The following is a 10,240-nucleotide window of genomic DNA, read 5'->3' as shown; positions in this document are numbered from 1 at the left end:
CATCAATAATGAGACGGTAACAATAGATAACACTCCCAAAACAATCAACGAGTTACTCGGTGAACAAAAAAATGGAGTTGATGGTGTTTTAGACGAGGCAAAAACCTTCTTAACAAACTGGTTTAGTAAGAACCAAACAGACAGAAGTTACGCTTTGTTAGAATTTGCGGCAAATGAAAAATTGGAGACACTGTCGGGCTTAACCGAAAAGTGGAAAAGTGGCTCTGATCTTTTCATCTCAAAGATTGCAAAATACGAGTTGCAGATCAAGATGGCTCAACAACGCGGTAATACTCACGATACCCAAGAACTTGAAGACGCCCTCAACCATTTCATAGCAAAAACCTATGAACTAGAGCAAAACACTAAAACACTGGCAACACTGATAGAAGGCGCTGAGTTTGCTCAGAAACTGGCACAAATTCAACAAAAAAACGCGACGGTAGATGTAAAAGTCGGTTCGCTCAGAACGTTAAAAAATAAGGGTGAGGCAAAGGCAATACATGAAGCGAGTTTAGCGCTCAATCAAGCATTGTATTTGTTAGCGCAAGAGCGCGAGCAGGCAGAAAGTTTCATTGAATCGCTGAATAAGCATATAAGAAACTCTGATGATGAAACGCTGAAAGCACTGTATCGCAACCTTATTGTTCAAATGGAAAGCCTAAAATATCGCGTTCTTACGCCATTGGAAGATGAAGCCAATAACGGTTTAAAAAACTCAGGTTACAAGGTACCAGAGGCTGAGGTGTTATTCGATAACGAACGATTTGCCAAGCTCGATAAATTTGGTCATTACCTCGATAAGACAACCACATATGCACAAGGTTGGCGATGCGTTGAAGACAAGCGTATTCCAGGCAAACGCAGAGTTTGGACGTTACTCAAAGACGGCTTACCACAAGGCGAAGACAAGCTCTTCTACAATGCTTCCGCATCTGGATTACCAAGCATTTTAGGGAGCGACGGGCTTCTCGAAACCACCAATGCCGATGAAGGCATGTGTGGGTTTAAAGATTGGTCAGTCCCAAGTTTGACTCAACTGTGGTCTTTAAAGTCAAAACCAGTAAAACCAGAAAGCGAATACCTAACGTTGAATATAGAGGTATTCCCCCATCATTTAGCTTTGAACCCAGAGTATGACATGCGTACTGATGATGGGACAGTATTTTATTACTGGTCCAAAGATCAAAAAGACAATGCAAATATGAACATTGCACATTTTAAGACAATCAACAAAAACCAAGAAACAAGCTTTACAAGCACAGACAGTACTAACCAGAAAATTACGTTAGCGCGATTGGTTCGTGAAGAAAAGGTAGCTTTAAAAGACTATGAATATCTGGACGCGATGGGAAAAGTCGTTCCAAACAGAAACGATGCGATATGTGTTAAAGACTCAGTCAGCGGCTTAGCATGGCAAATATTTCAAGATGTAAATAAAGATGAATTGAAAAAGACATACCAACAGATTCAACAGGAGATAAAAGTTTGGAATAACAACCAGATGTGCGGCTTGAAAGATTGGCGTATTCCAAGCAAATACCAGCTTTACGGGTTATTTCCCTTAAATACTACGGTCTTTAAACATAATAATCTAAATGATAAATATGTAACCAATAGCCCAGCTGAAAGCGGTAAGTTTAAGGCTTTAAACATCACAACATTTTCAGAAAGCTCAGCTGAAATAAGTCGCTATAATTCAAGGCTTTATAGACTAACAGCTGGTAAATAAAGCCAAAATATTGGCAATCAATCTTAATATCAACTCCATCAGCCTCTACCGAGGCTGAATTACGCAAGGAATAACATCATGTTGAACAAAAAAAAGCAACGCGGCGCGGCTGCGATTGAGTACGCCATTCTCGCTGCCGCGATGTCTGTAGTTTTACTGTCTGTAGTTGGTGGCAAAGATGGGACACTGACAAACGCGATCACTGATGCCTATAGCACAGTGGTCGAAAAAATAGAGAAAGCACAAGAATCTGAATAAGCCCGTCTACTTATAACAATAAAGGAATAACCATGACTGCCAAGCGGCTCCTGTTGCTGTCGTTATTATGCTCAGTAGTCGCGTTATCTGTCTTACTGTTCAGTCAAGGCAATAACGCGTCAGAAAAAGTCTCAGTGCCAACCACTCAGCAAACCATTAAAGTATTGGTGCCATCTCGTACTATTGACATAGGCCAGAACTACACCCCAAATTCATTTCAGTGGAAAGCCATTCCCTTAGGTGAGTTGGAGAATTATATCGACTATGTGACACCAGAAAGTATCTCAGCCGACCACTCTATGTCTGGTATTGCCCAAACAAAGCTGGTCGAAGGGTCCGTATTGTCACATGCAGACATTACTGAGCCAAAGGGAGGCTACTCACTCTCTTTTAAACTGCAGCCCGGCTATCGCGCTATTTCCGTCCCTGTTGATCAGATCACAGCAAATTCAGGCTTCATCCAACCAGGGGATCGAGTCGATATCCTACTTCTGGGCTCACAAGATGGTGAGCTGCTTCGTTACGGTAATTCGTCACAAGGGCTATATGTCACCACCATTGTTCATGATGCTAGAGTCTTGGCATTTAATAACACTCAAGCGGCAGAATCTTACCAAAAGGTGAGAGACTCCTATGGTGCGGTCATTCCCGATAACAGCAGCGTTTCTCTAGAGGTTACCCCAGAGCAAGCCAACCAAGTCGTGCTTGCTGAACAGCTGGGAAAACTCACTCTTGCACTGCGTGGACAAAACGACACCCAAGTTAACGTTCAACAAGCAAACTCAGTCACACTAGAAGTGATTTCTCCAGACACCACTCAGATATTGCCTGACGTCGGTCTGGTGGAATTTAGAGCCGATAACAAAACGATTAATAATAAAACCGGAGCTGATAACAATGGCTAGTACCTGTCGTTGGTGGGGGATTCTCCTGCTATCAAGCCTTTGCCTCTCTTTTGCATCAGCAGCATCTGCGCTTGATGTGACAATCAATGAGGCAAAAATGATTCGCCTGCCAGAAAAAGCGAAGTCGATTTTCATCTCTAGCACTCATATTGCGGATTACCAAACCTTAACCAACACCAAGGTGATGGTATTTGGCAAACGAGCTGGCAGCGCCACCATCACCGTTTTGAACGAGCAAGAACGCGTTATCTATACCAATAAGATTCGTGTGACTCACAACAGCCGCGAATTCAATGAATTGGTGAAAAACAAGTTCCCAGAAGCGTCAGTTAACGCAGAATCCTTAGGCGGCAAACTGTGGTTAAAAGGCCGTGTTCCTTCCCCAATGATGGCGCACAATATCGTGTCGTTGGCGAAAGGGTATCTGTCTCCCATTGTTAACCAAACTGAGCATAAAGAAGGCTCGAACACAAACAAAAATAACAGTAGTGACAGTGCACTGACTCAAAGTCAGCCTACCTCCTCCAAAGAAGAGGAGCTGATTAATCAATTGGTTGTCACCATGCCAAATCAAGTCAACATTCGAGTAAAAATCGCCGAAGTCTCCCGAAATGTCTCCAACAAACTGGGAATCAAATGGGGCTCACTCGCCGGAGGCGTAGGACAATTTTACTTTGCAAAGTTTCCTAATGTCAGTAGCTGGGGAAAACCAAGCATCACAACACTGGTTGATGCATTAGCAAGTAACGGCATGATGTCTGTGCTAGCTGAACCTAACTTGACGGCAATGTCTGGTGAAGATGCAGAATTTCTAGTAGGTGGACAGGTTCCACTGCCATTGATTACTGCTGATACCACTCAAATCGAGTACAAAGACTTCGGTGTAAAACTGAACTTTACCCCCACAGTGCTTAGCCAAAATCGCATCAGTCTAAAAGTCAACCCAGAAGTCAGCAATGTCTCGATTGACGGGCAGCAAGTAATACAAGGAGCCAACTTTCCCTCTTTCACTACTCGCAGTGCTTCTACCACCATCGAGCTAGCCAGTGGGCAAAGTTTCGCTTTAGGCGGCTTATTAAAGTCTGAAGACATTGAACAATTACAAAAAGTACCACTTGTCGCGGAGATACCAGTACTAGGAAGTCTCTTCCGTTCAACGGAATTCACTCGCCGAGAAACAGAATTAATCATCATTGTCACGGCTTATCTAGTGCAACCAACTCGTTCAGATTCGATGCAGCTACCAACCGACGGTCTCATTCCATTAAGCGATGTTGAACGTCTTCTGGCATTGCCGAGAATTCAGCGTAAAAGAACACACGACCAAGAAACATACACCGACAACCAGAAGCCTCGCTTGCTGGGTGACAACGGGTTCTATTACTGAGGACATCATGAACAAATTATCCTTATTACTCCCTGCCCTATTTATATTTGCGGGATGCGCACCTACGCCAACCACTCAGCAACCATCGGTCGATGTGGTGTCGGTTACGAACAAGTTCTCTCTAACGCTTTCAGGAAAAGCCCTGTCAGATCAGGAAAAGGCGGATATTTCTGATTTCATGTCTCGCCGAGGTGCATTAAGTAACTTGATGGTCAAAATAACAAAAACAACGCCGAAAGGTGAAAGTCAGATAGAGAAAGTAAGGCTTCACCTGATCGAATCAGGCCTCTATCCATCACAAATTTGGGTAGCAGACGAGGCTACAGAAGGTAAAGGCGACATCACCATTTTAGTCGAGTCTTACCGCGCCAAAGTCACAGCCTGTGACGCGGGTAAAACGCCAAGAACCACAGTCAACGCCTACCGCACACAGCGTAATTTTGGGTGTGCCAATGCCAATGCCCTTGCACAAATGGTAGCCAACCCTAAAGATCTGATCGTTGGTCAACCGATCAGTGGTACTCAAGGACAAAAAGCTGTCTCTAGTATCGAGAACTACTTGGCTCCACCAGCCCAAAACCAACAAACAATTAATGGCTCTTCGACGAACACGCTAGGGGGCTCGCTATGAATAAAGTACACCAGTTAACGGTACTCATCGCTGCGTCCGAGCAACTCGACACCCTATCGCTTAAAGCTACATTGAGTGACTTTGGTATTAACCACATTATCACCTCTTCCAATCAAGAGGATGAGGTAGTACGACAGGTCCTAAAACATGGTATCACAACTGTATTTCTCGACGTGATGAGTTGTGAGTTAGCAGAATCGAAACAGGCGGTGCAACGCTTAATTAAGCGTACAGGGTGCCAAATTATTGTGATTGGGCAATCCAATGAAATTTTCATTTACCGTGGCATGCTGGCATCAGGCGCGAGTGACTACTTAGTACCTCCTGTGACGACGCAAGACTTAGAACACGTTTCCTTTACGGCCTTGCAAAACAGTAACGGGAAACGCGATGAAAAAGTCATCTCGGTTGTCAGTACCAAAGGGGGCGCAGGTAGCAGCACTATTACCGCAACGCTTTCTCAACAACTGGCCGAACTAGGTAAGCAAGTCGCTTGCCTAGACCTCGACTTTTCAATGGGCGATTTGGATCTACTACTCAATGTTGAAGGGAACCCAGCATTAATAGAGCTTTTACAATATCCAGAAAGACTTGAACCACTTGTATTCGAGCGCTGCGGGATCAGTGTGGATGAAAAACATACTCTTTTTACTGGCTATCTACCTCTAGATGCCGCGCCATTTTGGCCACAAAAGAGTGCTTTGGACCAATTTACCCAGTTTTGCCTACAAAAAGCAGACTACCTGGTAATGGATATCCCAACTTACTCCTTACGTGATCAAGTTGGCTTCAACGCGCTGAAAAGCGCCGATATAAGAGTCATTGTTGTTGAACCAACACTGGGGGCTATCCGCAACGCTGGCCAAATTATCAAGCGACTGCAGGAGCCATCCTCTTCACAGACGATAGTGATCCTGAATCATTGTAAGTCAGACTCTGCATCAATGATTTCTGTAAAGGACGTACAAAAATCATTAGGCGTCAAAGTCGATATTATCATTCCGTTTTTACCTAACCACTTTATAGGCAATTCATCACTCGGACACCCTGCTCACAAAGGTAATAAAAAGGCTAAGCTTGCGTTCAATTCTCTCATCGAGTTGATCACCGGTGAAGTGCCTCAGAGCAGTCGCCGCTTTTGGAAGCGAGGTGCATAATGTTTGGTCAGAACCCTCAGTTCATTGAACAAGATGTAAACGGTGGCGCACGAATAAATCAATCTAGCGTAACCTCGACACCTTCCATACGTGAGCACTACCATGTTATTCACGAAGAGGTTATCAAGGCCATCGACCCATCGGTTGTAGTCAGCTTAAGTACGTCAGCTCTAGAGGCCCGAATTGCTGAACTCGTGTCGGAAATAGTGATCGCCAAGCAATTGCCATTAGGCCACGGTGATGTGACTCATTCTGTAGAACAACTGCTGCATGAATTTTTAGGTTTGGGACCGCTTCAACCTTTAATTGAAGACCAAACGGTCACAGACATTATGGTCAATGGTTACCGCGAAGTTTACGTAGAACGTTCCGGCAAACTACAAAAAACCACGGTTCAATTTCGTAATGAAGAGCAGCTGCTCAACTTAGCACGACGTATCGTGAGCAAGGTGGGTAGGCGAATTGATGAATCGAATCCATTAGTCGATGCAAGACTGGATGATGGCAGTCGTGTCAATGTGATGATTCCACCCTTAGCGCTCGATGGGACCTATATTTCAATCCGAAAATTCAATGAGAATAAACTCTCATTGGCTCAGTTAGAAGGCCTTGGAGCGATGTCAAAATCAATGGTTAAGTTAATCGATATCATCGTTCGCTCTCGTCTTAACGTTCTTGTTGCTGGTGGCACAGGTGCAGGTAAAACCACATTGCTGAATGCGATGTCTTTTAGCATTCCACCTCAAGAACGCATCATTACCATTGAAGACACTGCTGAACTGCGATTGCAACAACCACATGTAGTACGTGCAGAAACTCGCCCAGCCAACGCAGAAGGTTTAACACCGATTACCCAGCGAGAATTGGTCAGAAATGCATTGCGTATGCGACCAGATCGCATCATTTTAGGCGAAGTTCGTGGTGATGAGGCCTTTGAGATGATGCAAGCGATGAACACAGGCCACGATGGTTCTCTGTGTACACTGCACGCTAACTCGGCAGCAGATGCTCTGGTTCGAATGGAAAACATGTTGATGATGAGCCAAGCCACTTTACCGCTCTTCGCGCTACGCCGCCAAATCGCTGACACCATTGATGTCGTAATCCAAGTTGAGCGAATGCGTGATGGTAAAAGGCGTATTGTGTCAATAACAGAAGTACAGGGTATAGAAAGCGAACAATACATTACTCATGACCTTTTTACCTTTGATGCATTGTCTGAGGATCAACAAGGAAACATTATAGGGTGCTACAAAAGTGCTAGATGTGTCCCTCACTTCAACGAGAAAGTCAGACACCACCAGTTAGATAAACAACTAAGAACTGCGATGGAGGTCGACGTCGTATGATCCTAGTTCTAGTAGTACTAAGCACATTACTAAGCCTCTTATTGTTAAAGCGTCGAGCGAGACATGCCAACGTCAATAAACGATTACAGCTTGTCAGCTGTCAGCAACAGGCATCTAGCATCTCGATAAAAAAAGACGACCATATACGTTCTAATAAACTATATGCGCTATTTCGAAGAATCAATGCCTTACTCTGCACCTCAGACAAGGGGTTTATTATTCTTACTGCGATTGGCTTTCCAATTGCAAGCCATGCTTTTTTGCCAAAGGTAGCCCTTTACTACCAGGTAATTGCTGTTGCCGGTTTATGGCTCACTTGTTTCTTCGCTTTGGTTTTCTACCGCCGTAAATTGCAAGTAGAAGAATTCGAGAAAAGCATTATCAGTGTGCTTGGTTTAATTTCTAGAGCCGTTTCTGCAGGCTTATCTGTTCCTCAAGCTATCGACCAAGTCGCGCAAAATGAACAGGGGTTACTCGGTCGTGAGTTCTCATATATTCGTGACAACTTGGCGCTTGGGCTTAGCTTAAGAGACACGTTAGAGGACGCGTGTATTCGGCTTCCTTACCATAGCTTTCGTTATTTCTCTGTTGCTCTCATCCTCAATCAGTCGAATGGTGGTCAACTACGTGACATTCTTCAAGGCTTGAGTCGGACGATGCATGACAACCGAGCGATGAGAAAAAAGGTTAAAAGCCTAACCTCTGAGCCTCGAATGACTGCTCTATTTTTGTCTCTATTACCCATCGGCTTAATTGGAAGCATAGCTTGGATAGAACCCACAATGGCCGATCGATTGATCAATACTGAATCGGGACAAAATGTACTTATTTACGTTTTGAGTAGCATCTGTTTTGGCACCTTGATTCTAAACTCCTTAACACGCAATAAAAGGTTCTCTTCATGACCTACTTTGCCTCATTGATGATAGGGACAGGACTACTACTGGCCCTGATTGCGCACCTTTATTCATTTAAACGAGATATCGTCAAAAATAGGCTCATGTCTGTTTCTGCTTATTCTAATAAATACTCAACAACCTCAAGCGATTGGGGCTTTCAGGGTCAAGAATCTCGACGTCGAAAGCTGACCCTAATTGGTTTAGGGTCACCAAATGCAGAAACTTATTTTCTCGTAATAAGGTTCACCCTAATGACCATTGGCGCCATGATTTGGCACATGACTCAAATCTCGGAGTCGGACGTGTACTCAATAGCGGAATGTATCGCCATCGCCATCGTCACCGGAATTCTTATCGATCGGATTCTCGATTGGTGGGTAAACCAAGTGCTAATGCAAATTAGTCGTGTCGTGCCTGACGCAATTGATTTGATGGTGATCTGTGTCGCATCAGGTTTAACACTCGAATCCGTATTCCGCTGTGTTGGTGAAGAGATGCGTTCGATCTCTCCTGCATTGTCACGCGAGTGGCTGTTAACCGCGACAGAGATATCGGTTCTCGATTCACCACAAACGGCACTTAACAACTTAGACAAACGCGTACAACTGCCTGACATCAACAATGTCGTCACCACGATGAATCAAGCACTTCAATACGGTACACCGCTTGCTGACGCACTGAAGCTGATCGCTTCTGATAGCCGTCAATACTACTTTCTCGAACTGGAGGAGTGGGTCGGAAAAATACCAGCAAAAATGTCGTTCCCTTTAGTGGTCTTTATTATGTTGCCAGTAGTCGCCATCATTATTGCACCAATTATGCTTAATTTAATGCAAACATTGGGGGGAATATGAGACACACCATTCTATGTTGCCTACTTGCGATACTCACAGGGTGCCAATCAACAAACAAAACACAAAATGAGCACGTAGAGGACATGAAAGTAGCTGAAGTTGCGCTAATGAACGGCAAGCCTGAGAGCGCCATGGATCTCTATCGCAAAATGTTGGTAGCGAAACCCAATGACCCGCAGTTACTACTGTTGATGGGCTCCGCAGCCAATCAAGCCAGTCGTTATGACGAAGCACTGCATTACTTAAAGCGTGCTATCGAGCTTAATCAATCCAGTGCGATTTACCGTGAGTTAGGCCGTTCATGGCTAGCTTTAGGAGAGCTTGAACAAGCAACCTCGGCTCTTGAAGAATCTGTTCGACTGGAGGCTTTCGATGACGTTGCTCAAAATAGCTTAGGAGTCAGTTACTCGCTCAATAAGCAGTATTCCAAAGCCAGAGAGTGTTACTCAAATGCCCTTAGCTTAACGCCTTCAAGCAACGAATACCGAAACAACCTCGCTATGGCGTGGATACTCGATGGTAAACCAGATCAAGGGATTCGTATTCTGCACCCGATCTTTGTCAGAGGTGAAGCTAGCGTAAAACTCCAGCTTAACCTTGCGTTGGCTTACGCGCTTTCTGGTGACAGCGAGTCTGCGAAAGCGATCGCTCGTGAACACTTATCGCAACCGGAATACGCTAACAATAGTTTGTATTACCAAACCCTAGCCGCACACGCTGATCGAGGAGAACAATAATGCTCTCTCGTCAGAAAGGTGCGAATAGCGTTGAGTTTCTAATGATCACCCTACCGTTTCTATTGCTGATACTAGGGTTCTTTGAGATCTGCCGTCTGCTACTGGTCAACATCATCTTCGATGTCGCCGTTCATGCAGGAGCTCGAGAAGTCAAAACTCGACCAGTTGGCCCTTTATCAAATCAAGTTTTCATCGACACTATCGACAAGTTCCCGCTGATCGATCGCAGCAAGATCAAGTTGTCGCAACCTTTGTACGTTGAAAACCTACCGGACTTAGTTAACGAGAAGGCGGCACCAATAAGCAAAGCAGTATTAGGGGAGTACACGGT

The 10,240-nt window shown here is 44.6% G+C and carries 10 protein-coding genes and 1 pseudogene; all 11 read left to right on the top strand.

Annotated elements, in window-relative coordinates; translation table 11 throughout:
- Nucleotides 1–1,732, top strand: a pseudogene (locus BCT81_RS03500) (DUF1566 domain-containing protein); the annotation flags it as partial.
- 78 nt (nt 1,733–1,810) lie between these two features.
- Nucleotides 1,811–1,990 (top strand): Flp family type IVb pilin, encoded by a 180-nt coding sequence (locus tag BCT81_RS03495; RefSeq protein WP_004740725.1) that lies wholly within the window; start codon nt 1,811–1,813, stop codon nt 1,988–1,990.
- Nucleotides 1,991–2,022: 32 nt separating this feature from the next.
- Nucleotides 2,023–2,895, top strand: a complete 873-nt coding sequence (gene cpaB / locus BCT81_RS03490; RefSeq protein WP_017107661.1) for a Flp pilus assembly protein CpaB — start codon at nt 2,023–2,025, stop codon at nt 2,893–2,895.
- Nucleotides 2,888–4,282, top strand: a complete 1,395-nt coding sequence (locus BCT81_RS03485; RefSeq protein ID WP_102423252.1) for a type II and III secretion system protein family protein — start codon at nt 2,888–2,890, stop codon at nt 4,280–4,282. Before cpaB ends, BCT81_RS03485 begins: the two co-directional genes overlap by 8 nt.
- 7 nt (nt 4,283–4,289) lie before the next feature.
- Nucleotides 4,290–4,913 carry a CpaD family pilus assembly lipoprotein gene (locus BCT81_RS03480; RefSeq protein WP_102423251.1) on the top strand — a complete coding sequence of 208 codons (624 nt, stop codon included), beginning with the start codon at nt 4,290–4,292 and terminating at the stop codon, nt 4,911–4,913.
- Complete coding sequence (locus tag BCT81_RS03475; RefSeq protein ID WP_102423250.1) at nt 4,910–6,070, top strand: P-loop NTPase; 1,161 nt, start codon at nt 4,910–4,912, stop codon at nt 6,068–6,070. Before BCT81_RS03480 ends, BCT81_RS03475 begins: the two co-directional genes overlap by 4 nt.
- Complete coding sequence (locus BCT81_RS03470; RefSeq protein ID WP_102423249.1) at nt 6,070–7,419, top strand: CpaF family protein; 1,350 nt, start codon at nt 6,070–6,072, stop codon at nt 7,417–7,419. Before BCT81_RS03475 ends, BCT81_RS03470 begins: the two co-directional genes overlap by 1 nt.
- On the top strand, nt 7,416–8,324 hold the full coding sequence (locus BCT81_RS03465) for a type II secretion system F family protein (protein WP_102423248.1): 909 nt from the start codon (nt 7,416–7,418) through the stop codon (nt 8,322–8,324). Before BCT81_RS03470 ends, BCT81_RS03465 begins: the two co-directional genes overlap by 4 nt.
- A complete protein-coding gene (locus BCT81_RS03460; RefSeq protein ID WP_008218128.1) occupies nt 8,321–9,172 on the top strand; it encodes a type II secretion system F family protein in 852 nt (283 codons plus the stop codon). Before BCT81_RS03465 ends, BCT81_RS03460 begins: the two co-directional genes overlap by 4 nt.
- 83 nt (nt 9,173–9,255) lie before the next feature.
- Complete coding sequence (locus BCT81_RS03455; protein ID WP_241908147.1) at nt 9,256–9,909, top strand: tetratricopeptide repeat protein; 654 nt, start codon at nt 9,256–9,258, stop codon at nt 9,907–9,909.
- Nucleotides 9,909–10,240: TadE family protein (locus tag BCT81_RS03450; RefSeq protein WP_102423246.1), on the top strand; the 332-nt coding region annotated here is incomplete at its 3' end. The genes BCT81_RS03455 and BCT81_RS03450, both read left to right, overlap by 1 nt.

It is taken from the genome of Vibrio sp. 10N.261.52.A1 (assembly GCF_002876325.1).
GTDB classification, from domain to species: Bacteria; Pseudomonadota; Gammaproteobacteria; order Enterobacterales; family Vibrionaceae; genus Vibrio; species Vibrio chagasii.
The sequence above is the reverse complement of the archived record's forward strand: the minus strand, read 5'-3'. Positions and strand labels throughout refer to the sequence as shown.

Excerpts from the sequence above, each read along its gene's own strand:
- BCT81_RS03470 (WP_102423249.1), top strand. The coding sequence starts at position 6,070 with ATGTTTGGTCAGAACCCTCAGTTCATTGAACAAGATGTAAACGGTGGC.
- BCT81_RS03485 (WP_102423252.1), top strand. The coding sequence starts at position 2,888 with ATGGCTAGTACCTGTCGTTGGTGGGGGATTCTCCTGCTATCAAGCCTT.
- BCT81_RS03455 (WP_241908147.1), top strand. The coding sequence starts at position 9,256 with ATGAAAGTAGCTGAAGTTGCGCTAATGAACGGCAAGCCTGAGAGCGCC.
- BCT81_RS03465 (WP_102423248.1), top strand. The coding sequence starts at position 7,416 with ATGATCCTAGTTCTAGTAGTACTAAGCACATTACTAAGCCTCTTATTG.
- cpaB (WP_017107661.1), top strand. The coding sequence starts at position 2,023 with ATGACTGCCAAGCGGCTCCTGTTGCTGTCGTTATTATGCTCAGTAGTC.
- BCT81_RS03475 (WP_102423250.1), top strand. The coding sequence starts at position 4,910 with ATGAATAAAGTACACCAGTTAACGGTACTCATCGCTGCGTCCGAGCAA.
- BCT81_RS03460 (WP_008218128.1), top strand. The coding sequence starts at position 8,321 with ATGACCTACTTTGCCTCATTGATGATAGGGACAGGACTACTACTGGCC.
- BCT81_RS03480 (WP_102423251.1), top strand. The coding sequence starts at position 4,290 with ATGAACAAATTATCCTTATTACTCCCTGCCCTATTTATATTTGCGGGA.
- BCT81_RS03495 (WP_004740725.1), top strand. The coding sequence starts at position 1,811 with ATGTTGAACAAAAAAAAGCAACGCGGCGCGGCTGCGATTGAGTACGCC.